This window comes from Longimicrobiales bacterium (genome assembly GCA_029245345.1).
Lineage (GTDB): Bacteria > Gemmatimonadota > Gemmatimonadetes > Longimicrobiales > Gaopeijiaceae > CALFPJ01.
On the sequence record JAQWPM010000021.1, the window covers coordinates 305,266 to 327,829 of the forward strand.

The 22,564-nt window shown below is 60.5% G+C and carries 18 protein-coding genes and 1 tRNA gene; 9 read left to right on the forward strand and 10 right to left on the reverse strand.

Translation table 11 applies throughout. From position 1 onward, the window contains the following. Positions 1 to 32 precede the first annotated feature (32 nt). The 9 genes from dnaK to P8L30_12465 all read left to right on the forward strand — a co-directional run bounded on the left by dnaK (position 33) and on the right by P8L30_12465 (position 10,938). Positions 33 to 1,988: a molecular chaperone DnaK gene (gene dnaK, locus P8L30_12425; GenBank protein ID MDG2241000.1), complete on the forward strand. Its 1,956-nt coding sequence runs from the start codon at positions 33 to 35 to the stop codon at positions 1,986 to 1,988. 170 nt (positions 1,989 to 2,158) lie between these two features. Continuing rightward, complete coding sequence (locus P8L30_12430) at positions 2,159 to 3,718, forward strand: trypsin-like peptidase domain-containing protein (GenBank protein MDG2241001.1); 1,560 nt, start codon at positions 2,159 to 2,161, stop codon at positions 3,716 to 3,718. 60 nt (positions 3,719 to 3,778) lie between these two features. Next, positions 3,779 to 3,860: transfer RNA gene (locus P8L30_12435), tRNA-Leu, on the forward strand. Between the two features lie 72 nt (positions 3,861 to 3,932). Continuing rightward, positions 3,933 to 5,204: a trigger factor gene (gene tig / locus P8L30_12440; GenBank protein ID MDG2241002.1), complete on the forward strand. Its 1,272-nt coding sequence runs from the start codon at positions 3,933 to 3,935 to the stop codon at positions 5,202 to 5,204. Positions 5,205 to 5,224: 20 nt separating this feature from the next. Beyond that, a complete protein-coding gene (locus P8L30_12445) occupies positions 5,225 to 5,854 on the forward strand; it encodes an ATP-dependent Clp protease proteolytic subunit (GenBank protein MDG2241003.1) in 630 nt (209 codons plus the stop codon). 12 nt (positions 5,855 to 5,866) lie between these two features. After that, positions 5,867 to 7,099, forward strand: coding sequence for an ATP-dependent Clp protease ATP-binding subunit ClpX (gene clpX / locus P8L30_12450; GenBank protein ID MDG2241004.1), 1,233 nt, complete (start codon positions 5,867 to 5,869; stop codon positions 7,097 to 7,099). Between the two features lie 190 nt (positions 7,100 to 7,289). Then, the gene (gene lon, locus P8L30_12455) at positions 7,290 to 9,701 is read left to right on the forward strand and encodes an endopeptidase La (GenBank protein ID MDG2241005.1); all 2,412 of its coding nucleotides are present in this window, start codon (positions 7,290 to 7,292) and stop codon (positions 9,699 to 9,701) included. Beyond that, positions 9,698 to 10,321, forward strand: coding sequence for a ribosome biogenesis GTP-binding protein YihA/YsxC (gene yihA / locus P8L30_12460; protein MDG2241006.1), 624 nt, complete (start codon positions 9,698 to 9,700; stop codon positions 10,319 to 10,321). The genes lon and yihA overlap by 4 nt, the downstream gene beginning before the upstream one ends. Further along, positions 10,318 to 10,938 carry a hypothetical protein gene (locus P8L30_12465; protein MDG2241007.1) on the forward strand — a complete coding sequence of 207 codons (621 nt, stop codon included), beginning with the start codon at positions 10,318 to 10,320 and terminating at the stop codon, positions 10,936 to 10,938. Before yihA ends, P8L30_12465 begins: the two co-directional genes overlap by 4 nt. Before the next feature lie 14 nt (positions 10,939 to 10,952). Here P8L30_12465 and P8L30_12470 read toward each other — a convergent pair whose 3' ends face one another. The 10 genes from P8L30_12470 to P8L30_12515 form a co-directional block, all read right to left on the reverse strand. Continuing rightward, positions 10,953 to 12,557, reverse strand: a complete 1,605-nt coding sequence (locus P8L30_12470) for a sigma-54 dependent transcriptional regulator (GenBank protein MDG2241008.1) — start codon at positions 12,555 to 12,557, stop codon at positions 10,953 to 10,955. After that, entirely contained in the window at positions 12,554 to 13,045 is a 492-nt protein-coding gene (locus P8L30_12475; protein MDG2241009.1) for a MogA/MoaB family molybdenum cofactor biosynthesis protein, read from the reverse strand. The genes P8L30_12470 and P8L30_12475 overlap by 4 nt, the downstream gene beginning before the upstream one ends. A gap of 13 nt (positions 13,046 to 13,058) precedes the next feature. Then, positions 13,059 to 14,171: a glycine cleavage system aminomethyltransferase GcvT gene (gene gcvT / locus P8L30_12480; GenBank protein ID MDG2241010.1), complete on the reverse strand. Its 1,113-nt coding sequence runs from the start codon at positions 14,169 to 14,171 to the stop codon at positions 13,059 to 13,061. Then, positions 14,168 to 15,070, reverse strand: a complete 903-nt coding sequence (argF, locus tag P8L30_12485) for an ornithine carbamoyltransferase (GenBank protein ID MDG2241011.1) — start codon at positions 15,068 to 15,070, stop codon at positions 14,168 to 14,170. The genes gcvT and argF overlap by 4 nt, the downstream gene beginning before the upstream one ends. 18 nt (positions 15,071 to 15,088) lie before the next feature. Beyond that, positions 15,089 to 16,567, reverse strand: a complete 1,479-nt coding sequence (hslU, locus tag P8L30_12490; GenBank protein MDG2241012.1) for an ATP-dependent protease ATPase subunit HslU — start codon at positions 16,565 to 16,567, stop codon at positions 15,089 to 15,091. Further along, positions 16,564 to 17,127 carry an ATP-dependent protease subunit HslV gene (gene hslV / locus P8L30_12495; GenBank protein ID MDG2241013.1) on the reverse strand — a complete coding sequence of 188 codons (564 nt, stop codon included), beginning with the start codon at positions 17,125 to 17,127 and terminating at the stop codon, positions 16,564 to 16,566. Before hslV ends, hslU begins: the two co-directional genes overlap by 4 nt. A 156-nt stretch (positions 17,128 to 17,283) precedes the next feature. Then, positions 17,284 to 18,210: a tyrosine recombinase gene (locus P8L30_12500; GenBank protein MDG2241014.1), complete on the reverse strand. Its 927-nt coding sequence runs from the start codon at positions 18,208 to 18,210 to the stop codon at positions 17,284 to 17,286. A 7-nt stretch (positions 18,211 to 18,217) separates the two neighbouring features. After that, the gene (gene trmFO, locus P8L30_12505; protein ID MDG2241015.1) at positions 18,218 to 19,561 is read right to left on the reverse strand and encodes a methylenetetrahydrofolate--tRNA-(uracil(54)-C(5))-methyltransferase (FADH(2)-oxidizing) TrmFO; all 1,344 of its coding nucleotides are present in this window, start codon (positions 19,559 to 19,561) and stop codon (positions 18,218 to 18,220) included. Beyond that, complete coding sequence (topA, locus tag P8L30_12510; GenBank protein ID MDG2241016.1) at positions 19,558 to 22,041, reverse strand: type I DNA topoisomerase; 2,484 nt, start codon at positions 22,039 to 22,041, stop codon at positions 19,558 to 19,560. The genes trmFO and topA overlap by 4 nt, the downstream gene beginning before the upstream one ends. Next, the gene (locus P8L30_12515; protein MDG2241017.1) at positions 22,038 to 22,541 is read right to left on the reverse strand and encodes a shikimate kinase; all 504 of its coding nucleotides are present in this window, start codon (positions 22,539 to 22,541) and stop codon (positions 22,038 to 22,040) included. The genes topA and P8L30_12515 overlap by 4 nt, the downstream gene beginning before the upstream one ends. Positions 22,542 to 22,564: the final 23 nt, after the last annotated feature.

Here is a 22,564-nt window from a genome sequence, read left to right on the forward strand (position 1 = left end):
CCTGGATTCAATTGAACGAGCAGAGGAGAACAATGGGTAAAGTCATCGGGATCGACCTCGGTACCACGAACTCGGTGGTCGCGGTCATGGAGGGCGGTGAGCCCGTCGTGATCCCCAACTCCGAGGGTGGTCGCACGACCCCTTCCGTCGTCGCACACACGAAGGACGGTGAGCGCCTGGTCGGTCAGGTCGCACGTCGCCAGGCCATCACGAACCCCGAGAACACCGTGTTCTCGATCAAACGGTTCATGGGTCGCAAGCACGACGAAGTGGCTGGGGAAGAGAAGCTCGTCCCGTACGACGTCGGTCACGACGCCAGCGGCAGGGTGACGGTCAAGATTCCGAACGTCGACAAGACGTTCACGCCGCCCGAAATAAGCGCAATGATCCTCCAGAAGATGCGCCAAACTGCGGAGGACTATCTGGGCACCAAGGTGAGCCAGGCCGTAATTACGGTCCCGGCTTACTTCAACGACGCCCAGCGCCAGGCCACGAAAGACGCCGGTAAGATCGCCGGTCTCGAAGTGCTCCGGATCATCAATGAGCCGACAGCAGCAGCACTCGCCTACGGCCTCGACAAGAAGGCAGAAGAGAAGATCGCGGTCTTCGACCTCGGTGGAGGTACGTACGACATCTCGATTCTCGAGCTGGGTGACGGCGTCTTCGAGGTGAAATCGACCAACGGCGACACGCACCTCGGTGGAGACGACTACGACCAGCGTCTCATCAACTGGCTGGTCGAGGAATTCAAGAAAGACCAGGGAATCGACCTGTCTCAGGATTCCATGGCACTCCAGCGCCTGAAGGAAGCAGCAGAGAAGGCGAAGATGGAGTTGTCCACGACCATGACGTCGGACATCAACCTGCCGTTCATCACTGCGACCCAGGAAGGGCCGAAGCACCTGAACTACAGCCTCTCCCGAGCCAAGTTTGAGCAGCTGGTGGATGACCTGAACCAACGCACGATCCCGCCCATGGCGGCTGCGCTCAAGGACGCCGGCTTGACGACCGACGACATCGACGAGGTCATTCTCGTTGGTGGATCGACGCGGATCCCCAAGATCCAGGAGATCGTGAAGGAATTCTTCGGCAAGGACCCTCACCGGGGCGTGAACCCGGACGAGGTCGTCGCTGTCGGTGCCGCTATTCAGGGTGGTGTTCTGTCCGGTGACGTAACTGACGTCCTCCTTCTCGACGTGTCGCCGCTGTCACTCGGAATCGAAACGCTGGGTGGCGTCATGACTTCGCTCATCGAGCGGAACACGACGATCCCGACTAAGAAGGCCGAGGTGTTCTCAACGGCTGAGGACAACCAGACCACGGTCGAGATCCATGTGCTCCAGGGTGAGCGAAAGATGGCGATGGACAACAAGACCATCGGCAAGTTCCAGCTGACGGGAATTCCGCCGGCACCGCGCGGCATGCCGCAGGTCGAGGTCACCTTCGATATCGACGCAAACGGTATCCTGCACGTGTCTGCCAAGGACCGCGCCACGGCTAAGGAACAGAAGATCCGCATCGAAGCTTCGAGCGGCCTCTCCGACGCCGAAATCGAGCGTATGGTCAAGGACGCAGAGGCTCACGCCGGCGAGGACGAGTCGCGCCGCGAGAAGGTCGAGGCTCGTAATCAGCTCGACTCACTCGTCTACCAGGTCGAGAAGGACACGGCGGAGTGGGGCGACATGGTCCAGGAAGCGACGCGCGAGCGTCTCAACCAGGCAGTCGAAGCTGCCAAGGAAGCACTGAAGGGTGACGAACTCGAGACGCTGACGTCGGCCCGTGACGAGCTGATGCAGGCGTTCAGTGCTGCTGGGCAGGAGATGTACCAGTCACAGGCAGCGGAGGCCGAGGCGGCTTCCGATGAAGAGGGCGAAGAGTCCGAGACGGGTGGTGAGGAAGCGGAAGGCGGGGATAAGGGAGAGGCTGAGGCCTCCTCTGACGAGGACGTGGTCGAAGCAGACTACGAGATCGTCGACGAGGAAAGCTGACGTCGCACCCCCCTCAGGGCGCTCAAGCGTGGGGCATCGGGGCAACCCGGCGCCCCACGTTTTGCGTCTCAGACAGGTGTAGAAGATCAAGCCTTGGCATGATCTTCATTGTATGATTGGACCGTCCGGATCGTATGAACGTCCGATGACATAGACATTAGGAGTGACCGATGTACGACCCTCTTCGCGCCAAGGCCAAGCTCGTCCTCTATACGGCGGTCGCATTTCTCTTCGGGATCGGCATGGCGGGCGGGCTCGGATGGACGAGCACATCGTACGCGATGCCGGTTATCGAAGAATCTCCTCAGATCTCGCCGGAAGCTGTGCAACCGGCGCTCGACCTGAGTGCCGCTTTCACCAACCTCGCGGACGCCGTCACACCAGCGGTAGTGCGCATCGAGAGCCGACGGCCGGTCAGCCAAGCGACCCAGCAGGTCCCTGACGCGTTCCGTCGTTACTTCGACCTACCCAATGACGGCAACGAGCAGGCTCCGCCGGTCCAAGGAGCGATCGCTGGAGGGAGCGGCTTCATCGTGTCGGCGGACGGCTACATACTGACGAACAACCACGTCGTCGAGGGCGCAAATCAGGTCACGGTGTACTTCCCTGACCGAAGCGTGCACGAAGCGGTGATTGTCGGAAACGACCCGTTCACGGACGTGGCTGTCATCAAAATCGTCGCCGATGAGCCACTACCGCACATGTCGTTCGGTGATTCGGACGACAGTAAAGTCGGCGAATGGATTCTGGCGATCGGAAACCCGGGGATCGGCCGCTCCACGCAGCTCGACTTCACCGTGACGGCCGGCATCATCAGTGCACTAGGCCGCCCGCTGCAGTTGCTGCAGCGCGATCTGATGAACGACCCTCGCTACGGGCCCGACGCGGCCGGATTCGCAATCGAGGATTTCATCCAGACGGATGCAGTGATCAACCCGGGCAACTCCGGCGGCCCGATGATCAACCTTAAGGGTCAGGTGATCGGCATCAACTCGGCCATCGCATCGACAACCGGTGGTTATCAAGGGTACGGCTTCGCGATCCCCATCAACCTCGCGCGGCGCGTCATGGAAGACCTCGTCGAGTTCGGACACGTGAGGCGTCCACGGATCGGTGTGAGGATCGCCGCGGTCTCGGCCGAAGACGCCGAGGCGTACGGCCTCCCCTCCGTCTCCGGGATCCTCGTGCAGGGCGTCAACGAAGGGGGTCCCTCGGACGGTCAACTCGAAGCTGAAGACGTCATCGTCGCCATCGAAGACGAGCCCGTCGGGTATGTGGCAGAACTACAGGCACGCGTGGCCGAGTTCCGCCCGGGAGACCGTATCAAGGTGTCACTCTATCGCGACGGTCGTCTGATGGATGCAGAAATCCGCTTGGACGAAGCGCCGATCAACGAAATCCCCACCGTGGTAACCGTACGGACGGGAGAGCCGGACGAGCGGCTTGGAATCAACGTCGAAGTGGTTGATCTCGAGGAGATCGCGAGCTTGGGGTGGGAAAATGCCGATGGCGTATTCCTCACGCAGGTGGCACGTGGGAGCCCGGCGGATCGTCGCGGGGTGGGTGGATACCTCGGCACCAAGATCGTCCGCGTGCAAGACGTTGCGATCTCCACACCCGCCGACGTCCGGCGCGCACTGGGCGGAGTCGACCCGGGCGAGATCGTCTCTCTGCACTTCGAGTACCCAAACGGAGACCAACAGGTGGTCAACGTGAGGATGCCGCGCTAGGACGACAGACGCGGAGAGAGTGTACCCTTCTTCGCGCCGGGTTTATCTTTTCCCGGGTCTGCGAAAGTGGCGGAATTGGTAGACGCGCGGGATTTAGGATCCCGTGGCTTATGCCGTGGGGGTTCGAGTCCCCCCTTTCGCACTCGGGGGCCCGCTTCATGGTCTCCGTTTGTTGATTTCTTTCAGATTTTGGCCCCTGTGAGGGCGTGAGGGTATGGCTGTAGACGTTTCGAATCTTCAGATCTCCGTGACGGAGCATGAACGGTGGCGCCGTAGCATGAGCGTTACCGTACCCGCATCTGTTATTCAGGAAGAAGAACAGAATGCCGCCCGGCAACTTGCCGGCCGCGCACGCCTCAAGGGTTTCCGCAAGGGACGCGTCCCAACCAAGCTGATCGAACAACGGTTTGGTGGGTCTCTCAAGAAGGAGACGCTCGACAAGTTGATCAGTGATGCGTACCGGAGCGCGTTGGCCGCTCAGGAATTGCGCCCGATCAGCGAGGGTGACATCGAGGAGGTGAATTACGAGCCCGATCAGGATCTCGTGTTCTCCATCGCTTTTGATGTTCAGCCTGTCGTGGAGCTCTCTACGCTCAGTGGTTTTGTCCTGGAACGGCCTGCCGCCGAGGTGAACGACGAACATGTCGACCAGGTACTAGAGCGCGTCCGGGAGCAGCACGGCGCATGGAAGCCGGTAGAAGAAGGAAAGCCCGTCGATACCGATCTCGTCTCGGTTCGCATCGCGAAGATCGAAGGTGAGGAGGTCGACGAAGGCAAGGAGTATGAATTCACTCTAGGCCAGGGCGACGCGCTTCCGGACATCGAGAACGGAATCAAGACGCTCGACATCAACGAAGTCGGTGAATTCGACGTGTCCTTCCCAGACGACTTTCCCGACGAAAGCCGGCGCGGCGACACGGAGAGAATCCAAGTCACGGTGCTGGCGCGGAAGGAACGCGAACTCCCGGCCCTCGATGACGAGCTCGCCAAGCAAGTAGGCGAATTCGAGACGGTGGAGGAATTGAAGGCGAGGGTCCAGGAAGACTTGGCGAAGGACGCTGAACAGCAGGCCGAATCGGTCGTCCGAGGGCGACTTCTGGACATGGTGCTCGATGCCAACCCGTTTGAGGTTCCGAAGTCGATGGTCGACCGGTACGCGGACGGAGTCATTGGCGAGCAACAGGAGATGGACGAGGAGCGTAAGGCGGAAGTGCGCGAGTCCATTCGCCCTGAAGCGGAACGCGCTGTGAAGCGGATCCTCATCGTGGAAGAGGTGGCGACATCCCAAAGCCTCACGGCGACGGATGACGACATCGACGCCCGCGTGGAAGAAATCGCCGAGGCGAACAACAGCACCCCGGCGCAGGTATATGCAGGCCTTCAGAAGTCGGGCCGTCTCGAGATGCTCGAACGCGAGCTCACCGAGACAAGAGTCTTCGATTATCTGAAAGAACAGTCCGAGATCACTGACGCGGTGGCCGAATAAGCCACGAGACCCGGAGCGATATGTCGATTTATCCACCTTATGTCATCGAGCGGACCAGCCGCGGCGAGCGTAGCTACGACATCTTCAGCCGGCTGCTCATGGACCGGATCGTCTTCCTAGGAAGCGGTATTGATGACAACGTGGCGAACATCATCGTGGCTCAGCTCCTCTTCCTCGATGCTGAGGACCCGGAGCGCGACATCTTCATGTACATCAACTCGCCGGGTGGGAGCGTGTACGCGGGGATGGCCATCTACGACACGATGCAGCACCTGCGTGCGCCGGTGTCGACGTTCTGCGTTGGCATGGCAGCGTCCATGGGCGCGATCCTGCTCACCGCCGGAGTCGAAGGCAAACGCAGCGCGTTACCGAACTCGCGCATTATGATCCATCAGCCTTCGGGCGGATCGCACGGTACGGCTTCGGATATCGAGATCGCAGCCAAAGAGATCGTGCACATCAGACACAGTCTCAACGGAATCCTCTCGAAGCATACGGGAAAGTCCGTTGAACAAGTCGCGGCCGACGTGGACCGCGACCGTTTCATGAGCCCAGTCGAAGCCGTCGAGTACGGGCTCATCGATCAGGTCCTGGAAGGCCCGGTACAGCCCACAGAAGGGAAGCCGGCCGACTCGGATAGCGCCGAATAGCGAGGTCTTGTGATGACGAGCGATAAACACCTGCGTTGCAGCTTCTGCGGAAAGTCCAAGGAGAGCGTCAAGAAGTTCATCTCCGGACCGAACGTATACATCTGCAATGAATGCATCTCGCTCTGCAACGAGATCCTAGCGGAGGAAGAAGAGCGCGAGGCTCAAGGACAAACGACTCCAAGCCCCACGCCCGAAGAGATCAAGTCGGTTCTGGATCAGTATGTTATTGGTCAGGAGAACGCTAAGAAGGCACTCGCCGTGTCGGTGTACAATCACTACAAGCGAGTGAACAATCATGGCGTGTTGGACGAAGTCGAAATCGACAAAGCCAACATCCTGCTCATTGGGCCGACGGGTGTCGGAAAAACCCTGCTGGCACAGACGCTTGCCCGCATGCTGCACGTGCCCTTCACCATCGCCGACGCGACGACGTTGACCGAAGCCGGCTACGTGGGCGAGGACGTCGAGAACATCCTCGTACGACTCCTTCATGCTGCTGACTTCAACGTCGCCGAGTGTGAGCGGGGAATCGTGTACATCGATGAGATGGACAAGATCGCGCGTAAATCTGAGAACCCATCCATCACCCGTGACGTTTCTGGTGAGGGTGTCCAACAGGCCCTGCTAAAGATTTTGGAAGGCACGATCGCGAGCGTACCGCCCCAGGGCGGACGGAAGCATCCGCAGCAGGAGTACATCCAGATAAACACCCGCAACATTCTGTTTATTTGCGGCGGTGCGTTTGACGGGCTCGAAAAGATCGTCGAGCAGCGCATTGGCAGTCGGCGTATTGGCTTTGCTGGTGAGGACATGGAGCGGAAGGAAGGCCCCCTTATGCAGTGGGTCGAGCCCGAAGACCTCCAGCGCTTCGGGATCATTCCAGAGCTCGTGGGGCGGCTCCCGGTCAGCGTAAACCTGGATGAGTTGGACGAGGAAGCGCTGACGCGAATCCTAGAGGAGCCCAAGAACGCCCTGGTGAAGCAGTACACCAAGATGTTCGAGCTGGAAGGCGTTGGTCTCACGTTCGATCGTGAGGCGATTGTCGCCATCGCCGAGAGGACGCTCGACCGAAAGACTGGTGCCCGCGGGCTTCGGTCCATCATCGAAGGCGTCATGCGTGAGGTGATGTTCGACATCCCCTCACGGTCCGATGTGCGCGAGGTGGTCGTAACAGCCGAGAGCATCAACGACGGGGTACCTCCTCTCTTGGTACTCCATCCTGCAGAACATAAGATGGAAGCCTGACCACCGAATCAAGACCTGAGGCCGCTCCTGGCCTCACAGGTTGTCGCCTAGACGACAAAAAGCCTCCTGATACCAATCGCAGGGGGCTTCGTCTGTTGCACTGACCACCAAACCCGTACGATATGCGCCGAAGACGCCCCTCCCAGCCAAAGAACAGCACAGCAATCATGGCACAAGCGCGGCTCTCCGAATGGCGACGCTAGTTCGAGCGGAAGACCGAGTCGAGGTTCCTGGTCGCCTCCCCGTGATCGCGCTGCGGGACCTAGTGTTCTTCCCATACATCGTCTTGCCACTCCTGATTGGTCGCGAGAGGTCTGTCACTGCTCTTCAAGAGGCCCGTGACGAAGAGGGACTGGTGCTCTTGGTAGCCCAGAAGGACGCCTCGGTCGACGACCCTGGCAGCACCGATCTCCACCGGGTCGGTACCGTAGCTCGCGTCGTCCAAGTCTCACGTCTCCCAGACGGAACCTCGCGGGTGGTCCTCGAGGGCCTGGGGCGCGCCAAGATCAAGAGACTGGTCACCACCACCGCGGCCCTACGGGCGTCCGTTGAACTACTGACCGGCCGAGAGGTGGAGGACGAGGGCGCCGCGACAGATCAGGTTCTCTCGCTTACGAGAACGGTTGTGAGCCTGTACGCGGAATACGCCCGGCTCCACGCACGAATCCCGGAAGAGCTACCTGGCATCCTGTCTGCAGAGGGCGACCGAGTCCGTTTTGCCCACCTTGTCGGTGGTCACCTGATCCTTCCTTCGATCGAGAAACAGGAACTCCTTGAGGCGACCGATCTGAATGACCAGCTGAATCTTCTCCGAGAACTGCTGGTTCGGGAACTGGAGATCCTAAGCATCGAAGCGAAGCTGGATCGCCAGATCCAGATCCAGCTGGGACGTGACCGGACACCCGCATTGGGGCAGGGCTTCAAGGCGTTTCAGCGTGAACCCGCAGAACAGGACAACGATGAGTGGCGGGAAGCCGAAGAGGCCGTCCGCGAGGCAGATCTGCCCCCCGATGCCCGTGAGCGGGCAGAAAAGGAGCTTGGCAGGCTCAAGAAGCTGAACCCGGTTGCGCCGGAAGCTGCGGTGATCCGAACACATCTCGATTGGATCGTGGCCCTGCCCTGGATGGCGCGTTCCGAAGACAATCTGTCCGTCGAACACGCATCGGACATACTCGACTCGGAGCATTTCGGACTGGGCGAAGTGAAGGAACGCATCCTAGATCACGTCGCCGTGCTTTCGCTCGTGAAGGAGATGCGAGGGCCGATCTTGTGCCTTGCGGGGCCTCCCGGCGTCGGAAAAACCTCTCTGGGCCGGAGCATCGGCAACGCACTCGGGCGCGAGTTCGTGCGGGTGTCGCTGGGCGGAGTTCGGGATGAAGCCGAGATTCGCGGTCACCGACGCACCTACGTAGGGGCCCTCCCTGGACGCATCATTCAAGGGATGCGTCGCTCGGGGACGAAGAACCCAGTCTTCCTTTTGGACGAAGTAGACAAGCTGGCCAGCGACTTCCACGGGGACCCTGGCGCGGCGCTCCTCGAGGTTCTCGATCCCGAGCAGAACAAAGCCTTCGCGGATCACTACTTAGAGCTGGAATACGACCTGTCTGACGTGTTGTTCATCGCGACGGCGAACACCCTCCAGGGTATTCCCGAGCCGCTTCGAGATCGCATGGAGATCATTCGACTCCCCGGGTACTTGGATACCGAAAAGTGTGAGATCGCCTCTCGCTTCCTCTGGCCGCGCCAGTCAGAGCGTCACGGGATTGCTGCCGGGCGGGTCGCCCTCGACAAACCGGCCATCCACCATGTCATCGCGCGGTATACCCGGGAAGCGGGAGTCCGTGAGCTCGACCGACGGCTTTCACGAGTCGCGCGGAAGCTTGCCCGTGGAGTGGCTGACGCTGAACTCATCCCGCCGCTCATCGGGGCGGCGGACCTAAAGGGGCTCCTCGGGCCCCCACCCTACTCGCCTCCGGACCGAGACCAGGACAGCGACCGCATCGGGATCGCCAACGGCCTGGCTTGGACTGCGGCGGGCGGGGCTGTACTCGATGTCGAGGTCGCCGTGGTAGCGGGCGCTGGCGCTCTGAGACTTACAGGGACCCTAGGCGACGTAATGAAGGAGTCAGCACAGGCCGCAGTCACGTACGCAAGATCGAGATCCGAGTTGCTAGGCCTCGATCCACAGTTCCATGAGAAGATCGATGTGCACATCCACATCCCGGAGGGAGCTACCCCTAAGGACGGGCCGTCAGCTGGCATTACGATCGCGATGGCGCTGATCTCGGCTCTGATGGATATCCCCACGCGGGCGGATGTGGCCATGACGGGCGAAATTACGCTTCGGGGCCGCGTCCTCGCCGTAGGGGGGGTCAAGGAAAAGGCGGTGGCAGCACTGCGGAGCGGCATGCGAAGAGTTGTGCTCCCAGAAGCGAACGCGTCCGACCTCGAACTCCTTCCCGCCGAAGTGTTGGAGAGTGTCACTTTCGACCTTGTACGGACCATGGATGAAGTCATGGATGCGGTACTCCTTCACCCGTCCGGACGCCGCCCTCAGGAGACGCCTGGCACTGGCTTGGAGATGCCGCTCCCGCACGGATGAAAATCAAAACGGTTGAATACGCGGGCACGATTGCCCAACCCAACGGCCCAGCTCCGGGCACCCTTCCACAGATCGCCTTCTCTGGCCGGTCGAACGTGGGGAAGTCGTCGCTGATCAACACGTTGCTCCGGAGAACGCGCAAGAAGATCGCGCGCGTCTCCGCGACCCCTGGAAAGACCCGCACAATCAACTTTTTCACGGTGAACGATCGGTTCTTTCTCGTCGATCTTCCGGGGTACGGTTACGCGAAGGTACCCGCCAAAATGCGCGATGAGTGGTCAACGCTCATCGAGTGGTACCTCGGGCAAAAGGACACCGTGAACGGCCTCGTGCACCTCATGGACGCACGCCGTGACCCGACCCCGCACGACCATCAGATGATGTCATACCTGGCAGAGGTCGGGCTCCCGACCATTGTCGTGCTCACGAAGATGGACAAGCTGAAGTCGCTGGAGCAGGGCAAGGCGATAAAACGCACCTGTGACGCGTTCTCTCTGGAGGACGATCAACTTGTGCCGTTTTCGTCCAAGACGGGCGAGGGTCGAGAGACGCTCTTGGACGCCTTGGAGGCACTTCTTCTGCCCGAAGAAGAAGAAGAAGAAGAAGGAGAAGAAGAGTGACGACCAAAGGCACGATGGTACGGCTCTGGGGCACAGGGTTGGCAGCGGCTGTCCTTGTGGCGGCCTGCAGCATCCCCCCCGAGATGATGGGAGAGCAGCTTGCGAGCCCGGCAGCCGTCCAAGAACTGCCTCCTCCGGGTTTCGGGACCCTCCGCCAGGAAGAGGTGTCGATCTCGCTGACCAGCGGAGACCTGCGCCTCATGGTCACCCCTCTCGCGGAGTCCGTGACGCTGGTCACGGCACCGGATACGTATCAACGGCTGTCTAGCCTCGCAGCTTCGTACGGCGCATCGGCGGGCACCCCCCACCTCTTCCTCGTCTCCTTCTTCTCGGAGTACCCCGACGCTCGTTTCGTGCCGGAGGAGGTCCAATTGTTGTCGAGGGGCGTGCGGGTCCGACCCGCAAACATCACTGCAATCACACCGACGTGGGGCGAACGCCGGGTCGGCCAACGCGAAACCGAAATGGCGATCTATTCGTTCGAGGGCACGGTGGATCTCGAATCCGAGATCACGCTCGTGTACGGATTGGACCAAACTGCTGTGTGGAGTGTGATCCGCACCCGCATCCAAGCTGAGCGCACGCGTGCCCACGTACGGAGTCGAGGCAACTCGTAGTCACCGGAAGAGACCTACTCCTCTTCCTCCTCGAGTTCATACTTGGAGATCTTGCGGTAGAGCGTCCGCTCACCGATCCCCAACAACTCAGCCGCCTTGCGACGGTTTCCGTTCACGGAAGCAAGCGCCGCTATAATGGCCTGCTTCTCCATCTCGTCCATCGTCATGCCCGGTCGGAAAATGACAACGTCATCGCGGTGCTCAATCGGATGGGCCTCCGCGAACACCGCTTCTTCGACCTCCTCTTCGGAGCGGAGAGAGAACGCCCCGATTTCGATCTCTCCCGACCTCGGTGCCTCCACCTCCATCCGACCCAGAACAGACTGACCCGGGAGGGATACCCCCTGACCTCGCCGATAGACATCGAACTCGTTTTTTAGGTCTTCCATGTCTACGCGGAGGTCGACGAGCGTGCGGAACACGAACTCGAGCTCCGGCCGCAAGTCGCTCCCCGAGCCAGCATTCCCACCGCCTCTGCTGGGGATCGGAACCGGGAACAGCGAGGCGCCACGTCCTGCGCGCACGTCTTCGGGGATGTCCTCGGGCCGAATCATGCGGCCGGGAGACAACACAACCATCGACTCAACCAAGTTCCTCAACTCTCGCACGTTGCCCGGCCACGCATAGTTGACCAAGAGCTCCATCGCTTCCGCTGAGATGCCCGGGAAGTCGCGGTCATGCGTCGTCGATACCTCCTGGACAAACGCCCCCACCAAAAGAGCGACGTCATCTCTCCGGTCCCGCAAAGCAGGGAGATGGATACTCAGGACGTTGAGGCGGAAGTATAGGTCGCGCCTGAACTCACCGATCGCGACGAGCTGCCGTAAGTCCTGGTTCGTGGCCGCCACGATTCGGACGTCCACCTTGATGCTCTTCTCCCCACCCACGCGGTGGAACTCACGCTGCTCGAGTACGCGCAGCAACTTGGTCTGCGTCGACAGGGGCATCTCTCCGATCTCGTCGAGAAAGATGGTCCCCCCGTGCGACAGTTCGAACAGTCCCTTACGTGCGTCGATGGCACCGGTAAACGCTCCCTTTTCATGCCCAAACAGCTCGGACTCGAGTAGGGTGTCGGACAGTGCCGCAACGTTCACAGCGATGAACGGCTTGTGCCGGCGCGAGGAGAGAGCGTGGATGCCACGGGCGACCAATTCCTTTCCGGTACCCGATTCACCGGTGACCAAGACCGTCGACATCACCGGGGCGATTTGCACGACCCTCTCGAGCACCAGCCGCATTTCGTCGGTCTCACCGATGATGCCGGTCAGACGTTGGAGTCGCCCCATCTCGATGACCCGGCTTCCAACCAAGACGATGTCATCAACAGGAGTCCCTTTCCCGAAGACCTCATCAAAACCCGGTCGGAGAGCCGGCGAGAGCGACTGTTCAGAAGCGATGGCGAACACGGGTACATGCAGCTGCTCCCTAGCCTGCCGGACCAATGGATCGCTGGCTTCCGCGCCTCCTGTGAGCACGAGAAGGACAGCTCCTTCATCTGGGGTCAGTTCTTCCTTGGGGGTGACCAGGTCCGTACTGTATCCAGCTTCTTTGAATCCCGCGCGCAACCGCCCAGCCATGGGTAGCTCGTGGGTGGAGATGAGTACGCGGTCGTCCTTCATGCGTCACCTCCGTGCCCCGTGGCCTCGCCCGTGATGAGCTCAACCGCATGGTCGATGATCCCATCGAGCACTCCCAACCCGTCTCTCACTCCGGCCTCACTGCCCGGGAGGTTCACGATCAACGTGGAGCCACGTGTCCCGACCAACCCCCTCGACAATGACGCGAACGGTGTGTTCCTGGATCCGACCCGCCGGATCTCTTCTGCGACTCCGGGTGCCTCTCGTTCGAGCACCGCCCGCGTGGCTTCCGGGGTCACGTCCCGCACGGTCAGGCCTGTACCTCCCGTCGTCAGAACGACATCCATCGTTCCGCCGTCGGACCACGCGGACAACACCCGTGCGATTTCGACCCGATCGTCAGGCACCACCGAATGCGTGACACATTCGGCCCCCCTTGCATCAGACCAACTCCGAATCAGAGCGCCGCTGGTGTCCTCGCGCTCACCGCGCGTGCAGCTATCACTCACAGTGAGGATCCCGATTCGCATGGAGTTCTCGACGCTACGAGCGTCGGATAGACCCCTTGGTGTAAAACGGCGGGCGCTGCACGACCACATCCATCGGCTTGCCGCGAACGTCGATCTGGAGTCGCGTGTCGGCCTTTGACAGGTCGGCCCGGACGTATCCCATCGCCACTCCGAATCCGAGCGACGGACTGACCGTCCCACTGGTGAGTTGCCCCACCACCTCACCGTCCGACAGGACCTCGTAGCCGGGTCGGGGAAAGCCACGGCCCTCGAGCCGCAGCCCCACCAGCCGGCGACCTACACCCGCTTCTTTTTGAGCAGCCAGGGCTTCCCTACCGATGAAGTCACCCTTGTCGAGCTTGGTCACCCAACCCAGGCCGGACTCCAACGTGGTGTGCTCCTCGTCGAGGTCGTTGCCATAGAGCGCATAACCCACCTCGAGGCGAAGGGAATCACGAGCACCCAGTCCAGCTGGAATGAGACCCGCACCTTCACCCTTGGCGAGAAGCACGTCCCACAGAGCTGCAGCATGCTCCGCACTCACATAGAGTTCGAAACCGTCTTCGCCCGTGTAGCCGGTGCCCGAAATCACGGCAGGCACGCCGGCGACCTCTCCTTCGACGAAGCGATAGTACTTCACTTCGTCGACATCGATGTTCGCTAGAGGCCTCAGGATCTCGCGCGCGGCGGGTCCCTGAAGAGCCAATAGCCCTGTGGCATCCGAAACATCTTCCACGTCGACCTCGAAATCGGCAGCATGCTTCAGGACCCAGGCGAGATCCTTCTCCATGTTCGAAGCATTAACCACGAGCATATACCGATCCGTAAATCGATAGATGATCAGGTCGTCAATAACGCAGCCCGTCTCTAAACACATCGCCGAGTACTGAGCCTGCCCGACTTCGATCTTCGAGGCGTCATTCACCGAAATACGCTGAATCAGATCGAGCGCTCCAGGCCCCCGGACCATGAACTCTCCCATGTGCGAGACATCGAAAAGTCCAGCGGTCTCTCGAACGGCCCTGTGCTCAGCCGTGATGCCGGTGCGGTACTGAACGGGCATTTCAAAGCCCGCGAACGGGACGATCTTACCACCGGCAGCAACGTGGCGGTCATGCAGGGGTGTGCGCTTCAAAGTGTCGGTCATCCCATCAACTCCAGGAGGATGGCTTTCTGTGCGTGGAGGCGATTTTCCGCCTCATCGAAGATGCGAGACTGCGGTCCATCAATGACGCTCTCAGAGACCTCTTCGCCTCGGTGCGCCGGCAAACAATGGAGGAAAATTGCATTGGACGCAGCCTTGGCCATCAGCGCGTCGTCTACAATGAACCCCTGGAACGCACGCATGCGCTCCTGAGCTTCCTCTTCTTGGCCCATAGAGGCCCAAACGTCGGTGGTGACCACATCAGCACCCTGGACGGCCTCTGCCGGATCTCGCGTTAATACCACGTCGGTCTCCGACTGTGCAAATGCCAGAATATCCGCGTTCGGGTCGTACCCTTCCGGGCACGCCAGCCGCAACGAGAAGCCGAGGCGCGCGGCCGCGTTAAGCCACGAATTGGCCATGTTATTTCCATCTCCGATCCAGGCCACCGTGCGCTCCTGGTGGTCGGCGCCGAATTCTTCGGCTGCGGTCTGCAGATCCGCGACGATCTGGCACGGGTGCAGGAGATCGGTCAGCGCGTTGACGACGGGGACGGACGCGTGGCGCGCCAACTCCTCAACCTCCGCATGCTCGAAGGTCCGCACCATGATTCCGTTCACATATCGGGAAAGCACCTTCGCGGTGTCATGGATGCTCTCCCCACGTCCGATCTGACTGTCCCGATCCGACAAGAAGAGAGAATGCCCCCCCAATTGAGTCATTCCGACCTCGAACGAAACACGGGTGCGTGTCGAACTCTTTTTGAAGATCATCGCCAAGCTCTGACCGGCGAGCTGGGAGGTGTCCACGCCGTCCTTCAGCAACCGGGCTCGCTCGAGAAGCTGTACGAGCTCATCTCGACTGAAGTCGGTGATGGCGAGAAAATCTCGTTTGGTATCCATATTCAGTGCAGGTGTGTGCTAAAGGATGTAACGGCTGAGATCTTCGTCCTCGGAGACCTTCGAGAGGCGCTCTTTCACGAACTCCCGATCGACCAGAATGGACTTGGTTCCCGACTCGGGGAGTCCGAACAACACCTCCTCGAGCAACGTCGTCATGACGGTCTGAAGGCGACGCGCTCCGATGTTCTCCATGCGCTCGTTCAACTCCATGGCGATGCGAGCGATCTCGGCGACTCCTCCGTCCGTGAAGTCGATCTTGGCCCCCTCGGTCTCGATCAGGGACCGGTACTGCTCCAGAAGCGCGTTCTTGGGCTCTTTGAGAATTCTCACGAATTCCTCTTCCCCCAGGCTCTGCAACTCCACGCGAATCGGGAATCGCCCCTGAAGCTCCGGAATCAAATCCGAGGGTTTAGCCACATGAAAGGCGCCCGCTGCGATAAACAGAATGTGGTCTGTCCTTACCAACCCGTACTTCGTCGCAACAGTGGATCCCTCGACAATGGGAAGCAGGTCACGTTGGACCCCTTCCCTGCTGACATCAGGTCCTTGACCCCCGCGGGCCCCGGCGACCTTGTCGATCTCATCGAGGAAGACGATGCCCATCTCCTCCGCACGGTAGAGGGCCTCGTTCACGACCTCGTCCATGTCGACGAGCTTGTCGAGTTCGTCCTGCAGCAGGATCCGGCGCGCTTCAGCCACGGTCACGGAACGGCGCTTTGTCCGCTTGGGAAGCATATCCTGGAGCATTTCGGTGAAGTTATGATCCATCCCTTCACCGCCACCCATCGGGATCATCATACCGTCGATGTTCGCGGCCTGTTTGACTTCGATCTCGATCTCTCGGTCTTCGAGCTTTCCGTCCACTAGAAGCGCGCGGAGCTTTTCCCGCGTGCGCTGCCGGCGCTCGGTGAGGCCTTCATCGGTCTCCTCAGCCACCCCGGTTGGACCCGCCACGAAAATGTGCGGCCGAACCCCCTCTTCCGGTTCCTCAGGCTCTGGATTCGACACAGGCAGCAGCAGATCGAGGATGCGCTCCTCGACCCTCTTCTCCGCGACCTCCTGAACTTCGTATTCACGGTCGGCTCGTACGAGGTTGATCGAGATGTCCACCAAATCCCGAACCATCGACTCCACGTCCCGACCCACGTAGCCAACCTCGGTGAACTTTGAGGCTTCCACTTTTAGGAAGGGTGCCCCGGCCAATCGGGCGAGGCGACGAGCGATCTCGGTCTTTCCGACACCGGTCGGGCCGATCAGGATCAAGTTGTTGGGTGCGATTTCCTGCCGCATCTCCTCTTCGACGCGCTGACGCCTCCATCGGTTTCGCAGAACGATGGCGACCGCCTTCTTCGCATCGTTCTGCCCCACGATGTATTTGTCGAGCTCGGCTACGATTTGACGGGGAGTGAGTTCATCAAGCCAAACCGCATCCTGTGACTCCTCGCCATGCGCGACAGAAACGGGGGCGTCCGGTTGCTCTAGGACATCTCTGCTCATGACGGATCCTTGGAGCTGGCACCCAGCTCGAAGACGACGATGTCTTTGTTCGTGTAGACGCAGATATCTCCTGCGATCTCGAGCGCCGTACGCGTGATCGCGACAGCGTCCATCTCGGAGTTTTCTCGGAGCGCCCGGGCCGCCGCTAGGGCGTAGGTCCCACCCGATCCGATGGCGAGTACGTCGTCATCCGGCTCAATCACATCGCCCGTCCCGCTGACGAGGAAGAGATGATCACGGTCCGCGACGGCGAGCAATGCATCCAGGCGTCGAAGGTACCGGTCCATTCGCCAGTCCTTGGCCAACTCGACGACGGCCTTGGGCATGTTGGCCGGATAGCGCTCCAACTTCTCCTCCAGCTTTTCGAAGAGAGTGAAAGCGTCGGCCACCGCACCGGCAAATCCAGCCAGGATGGCTCCGTCTTTTAACTCGCGAACCTTCCGCGCGCTGCCCTTCACCACAGTATCACCCATAGTGACCTGTCCATCTCCACCCATCGCCACTTTTCCGTCCTTACGGACCGCGAGGACGGTGGTGGCACGTACATCCGGTAAGCTCATCAGTTCTGACTCTTTGGGATCGGTCCCTGCAGTGCACGAATCAGCCGCAGGTGCAAGCGAAGGGCCACGAATCTAACCCTGATGCTGCCGAACTGGCAGACACCGGACACACGCGTATCGTGTGAGGCCCCCATACTGGCAAAGCGAGCTCTGGGGCTACTCGCTGCGGGGATGCGCGTCGTTGTACACGCGCAGGAGCCGCTCTTTCGTCGTGTGCGTGTAGACCTGGGTCGTAGAGAGGGAGGCATGGCCCAACAGCTCCTTGACCGCGAGAAGGTCCGCCCCGGCTTCCAGGAGGTGGGTCGCGAAGGAATGCCGAAGCGCGTGCGCGGAAAGGCCACTGGCGCCCGCGGCCGCCTCGAATGAGGCTCCCACTGATGCCTGGATGGATCGTCTGGACAATCTCCCACCCTTGGCGTTCAACAGGAGTGCCTTTTCGCGCCGGGGGGCGACTTCGCTCCTGCGGGGCTCGTACCGGTCGATCGCGACCAACGCAGACTCCGTGATCGGTACAATGCGTTCTTTTTTTCCTTTTCCCACGACTCGAACGAGTCGCCTTTTTCGATCGATCGCGCCCAGGTCCACACCAAACAACTCTGACAGGCGAAGACCGCTCCCGTAAAGCATCTCCAAGATGACGAGATCACGTGTCTTGGCGAGCGTGTTTTCAGATGCACGCCGCTCGGCTTCCTCGAAGACGTTCTTTATGTCTCCAGCGCTAAGGTGGCCAGGCAGGCGCTTCTCCGTCTTCGGCGCTCTCACCGCAGAAGCTGGGTTCACCTCGATCCTCTCCTCTGCCGTCAGGTATCGAAAGAAAGCCCGCGTCGCAGACAGCTTCCGAGCCACCGTTCGTTTGGCGAGGCCCTTCCGACCCAGCCAGCCCATGAAACCGCGAAGTGCGAGGCGATCGATGTCTGGATCAGACCACGCCCAGTCGGAGTGCCCGAAATATTCGTCCAAGAAATCGGCGAGCTGAGCGAAGTCCCGTTTGTAGGCCTTCACGGTGTTCAGGGAGAGTTGGCGTTCGTGTTCGAGGTGCTCCAGAAACGCTTGAATCTCGTTCGGTGGCCCGTCTATGCCCATGGCGGAGTCAGTCCGCCGAAGAAGTGTGGGCCATGGCCGGGTCCGCGACGTCCAGTCCTGACTCCCGCATCCACTCGAGGAAGTCGAGCTGCGCGCGCTCTCCAAGAATGCGGCGCTTTTCCTTTTTGTCCTTCACTCGACGGTCGAGTGGATCAACAAGTCCCCAGTTCGAATTCATCGGCTGGAAATGACCTGGCTTTGCGTCTCTCAAATATCTGAAAAGACCGCCGATCATGGATGTCGGCGGAGGCACCACCGGATCTTCACCCGCCATGACCCGCGAGAGGTTGATTCCAGCAAGGATGCCGCTCGCTGCAGACTCGGTGTATCCCTCTACCCCCGTCAATTGACCCGCAAACACGACGTCGGGCCTGCCCGCGGGCGCACCATATCGGGACAGTCGCTCAGGGAAGTTCAGATAGCTGTTCCGGTGAATCGAACCCCAGCGGAGAAAGTCCGCGTCTGCGAGGCCCGGGATCATGGTGAATACCTTCTTCTGGTCGCCCATCCGCAGACGTGTCTGGAACCCCACCATGTTCCACATCTGCCCCGCCCTGTCCTCCCGTCGAAGCTGTACCACAGCCCAGGGACGATTCCCCGTTCGGGGATCGACAAGCCCGATTGGCTTCATGGGACCGAAACGAAGCGTCTCCACGCCTCGTCCAGCCATCACCTCCACAGGCAAGCAGCCTTCGAAGTAAGGCACGTTGTCCCAGTCATGACCGGCATGCGCCTCACCCGCGTTGAGCGCCTCGATGAACGCTTCGTACTCTGCCTTGTCCATCGGGCAGTTTAGGTAGTCCGAGTCTTCCCCAAAACGACCCGCAGCGAAGACGATGTCGTCGTCCAATGAGTCGCGGTGGAGTATCGGAGCAATCGCATCGAAGAATGAAAGGCCGCCATCACCAAGCATTTCTTGGATCGACTCAATAAGTCCGTCGGAGGTCAGCGGACCGGTGGCCAAGATCGTCGGACCGTCCGGGATCTCGGTGCACTCCTCGCGCACCACTTCAATGAGCGGCTGAGCGTCGATCGCAGCAGTCATAGCAGCCGAAAAGAGCCCTCGATCTACGGCAAGCGCTGAACCCGCCGGCACCTTCGAGACGTCGGCCGATGTGAGGAGTACCGACCCGAGCGTCCGCATCTCGCGCTTGAGTTGACCGTGCGCGTTGGACGGGTCCTCACTCTTGAACGAGTTCGTACAGACCAACTCGCCGAGGTCGTCCGTTTGGTGGGCGTTCGTCCCGCGTACCGGACGCATTTCCAATAACCTGACCTTGTGACCCCGGGCCGCCAATTGTAGCGCGGCCTCACACCCGGCTAACCCGCCGCCGACAACGGTGGGCGTCATTTTTTCTTCTTCTTCCGGGGCTTCCCTTTCTTTCCGCCTCGCGCCGCCTTCTTGGCGAGCAAGTCGAGGGCCATCTCCAAATCGACCTCTTCAGGCTCAGTTCCCTTGGGGAGCGTCGCGTTGGTTGTGCCGTCGGTGACGTACGGGCCGTAGCGTCCGGCACGAATCAGAAGTTCCAACCCCGAGTCAGGATGTTTTCCAAATTCCTTGAGAGGAATTCCACCCGACGCCTTCGTCTTCACGAGTTCGACAGCCTCTTCAAGCGTCACCGTCCACATTTCGTCGGGCGTCTTCAGGCTTGCGAACGTCTTACCACGCCGTACGAAGGGTCCGAAACGACCAAGGCCAGCTACGACCTCTTCTTCCGTTTCCGGATCGGTCCCGAGAGGCCGGGGCAGCATCAACAGCTGCACCGCGAACTCGAGGTCAACGTCTTGAGGCTGCTTGTCCTTAGGCAACGACGACCGCTTCGGCTTCTTGTCCTCCTCTTCGGCCTCGAGTTCCACGTACGGGCCATACGGACCGTACTTGAGCCGGACCAGCCTGCCGAGCTCCGGATGCGGGCCCAGCTCCTCACCTTCCGGATTGAAGCCATCAAGCGACCGCGTGCTCTTGCACTCGGGGTATCCCGAGCAGCCGAGAAAACGCCCGAACCGGTTCCAGCGAACCAGCATCGTGCTGCCACACTTGTCACAATCTTCGCCCTCTGCGGCGAGAATCTCCTTGATAATCTCGTCGGAGTTCTTCTCCCCTTCCTTGATCCGTTCCATGAGCCGGGGATAGAAACCACCCAGTAGCTCACGCCAATCGGCTTCGCCGTCCTCGACCTTGTCCAGCTCCGACTCCATCCGACTCGTAAACTCGGCATCGAAAATGTCCGGGAAGAGCCTCACTAGGAGTGCCGAGACTACCTCGCCGAGGTCGGTCGGGAAGAAGCGTCTCTTCTCCAGTTCCACGTACCCTCGATCGACGATCACGGAGATCGTCGCGGCGTATGTGGACGGTCGGCCGATCCCCTGCTTCTCCATCTCCTTGACCAAGCTGGCCTCAGAGTATCGGGGCGGGGGCTGCGTGAAGTGCTGCTTGGGCTCGACACCTTCCAGTTCGCTGACGTCCCCGCTGTTCAGGTCGGGGAGTGGCTCGAGGTCGTCCAACCGGCGGGGCTCACCGGCTTCTGTGGCTTCTAGGTATAGTCGCGTGAATCCCTGGAATTTCACGATCGACCCGGTGGAGCGGTACAGATATGATGTACCGTTGCTCCCAGTCAGACCGAAGTCCACGGTGGTCGTGTCATAGACGGCAGGCGACATCTGGCTCGCGACGAAACGCTGCCAGATCATTTCGTACAGGTTCGCCTGGTCCGCCTCGAGGTATTTACCAGCTTCGGACGGGTGGATCGTGACATCCGTGGGGCGTACGGCTTCGTGGGCGTCCTGCGCTGCTCGGGACTGCTTCCCCCCATACAGACGGGGGGCCTTGGGGATGTAGTCCTCGCCCATCTCCTCAGCCACCCAGGTCCTAGCCTGATCTACGGCATCGGGCGAGACACGGGTGGAGTCGGTTCGCATATAAGTAATGAGACCAATCTGACCGCGTCCCCCGATTTCTTGTCCCTCGTAGAGCCTCTGAGCGTTCGACATCGTACGCTTCGCAGAGAAGCGGAGCCGCTTGGCCGCTTCCTGCTGAAGGGTCGACGTGGTGAACGGAGCTGCTGGATTCTTTCGCCGTTCCCGGCGCTTCACTTCGGTTACCGCGAAGGGCACGCTCTTAATCGCGTCGACCGCAGCGGTCGTCTCTTCCTCGTTCCGCAACGTGAAGGCCTTACCGTCGATCTGGTGAAGCTTCGCATCGAATGCCTGCCCGTCGCGGCGTAGATGGGCCGTGATCGACCAATACTCATCTTCGACGAACGCACGGATCTCATTTTCACGTTCACAGATGATACGGAGCGCTACGGTCTGGACGCGTCCTGCAGACAAACCGGGTCGGATAGGTCGCCAGAGCATCGGGCTGACCTTGTATCCGACAAGTCGGTCTAGAATCCGCCTGGCCTGTTGGGCCTCGATCCGCTTCATGTCCAACAGGCCCGGTGAGGCGAGCGCCTCCTGAACCTTCTTTTTCGTGATCTCTCGGAACGTGACCCGATCGAATCGCTCTTTGTTCTTCTCGTACCCGAGCTGTTCGGCAACGTGGTAGGCGATGGCTTCCCCTTCACGATCAGGGTCAGTCGCGAGGATCACACGGTCTGCGGTCTTGGCGAGTTTCTTCAACTCGGCGATGACCTTACCCTTGCCTCGGATCGTCTCGAATTTGGGCTCAAATCCGTTCTCGACATCCACTCCCAATTCCTTCCTTGGGAGGTCACGGACATGCCCCACCGACGCCGCGACCGCATACCCCTTCCCGAGGTACTTCCCGATCGTTCGCGCCTTCGCCGGGGACTCGACGATGACAAGATGTATTCGGTCTTTGTCGCTCATTCAGCGTCCAATATGAGGTCATTCCCAGAAAACATTTCCAAGATCCGGGCCGACACATCTTCTACGGACCGGCCCTCTGTGTCCACCTTCCACTCGGCGAGAGCGTACGACGGACTGCGCGATTCTACCAGTTTACGTGCTGTGTCGACCGGTTCATCGGAGTCCAATAAGGGGCGCTTCCCGGGCTCGGCCTGGACCCGCCCCACCGCCTCAACAGCCGTAACTTGGAGCCACACCGTCCCGGTTCCTGGAGGGAGACCGTCGACCCACTGCGGCTGAGCGGCCCATCCGCCACCGGTCGCGATGACTACTCCCTCTTCGTCGAGGAGTGCGGCCATGGTCGTCCGTTCTTTCTCTCTAAAAAAAGCCTCTCCATGCTCCTGGAAGAGCGCGGCGATCGGCGTGTCCAAATCGTCCTCAAGCGTTTGATCCGCATCGATGAAGCGCCAACCGAGGGCGGCTGCCAGAACCCGACCGACACTCGATTTTCCGGATCCCATGAAGCCGACTAGGAGAATCCGAC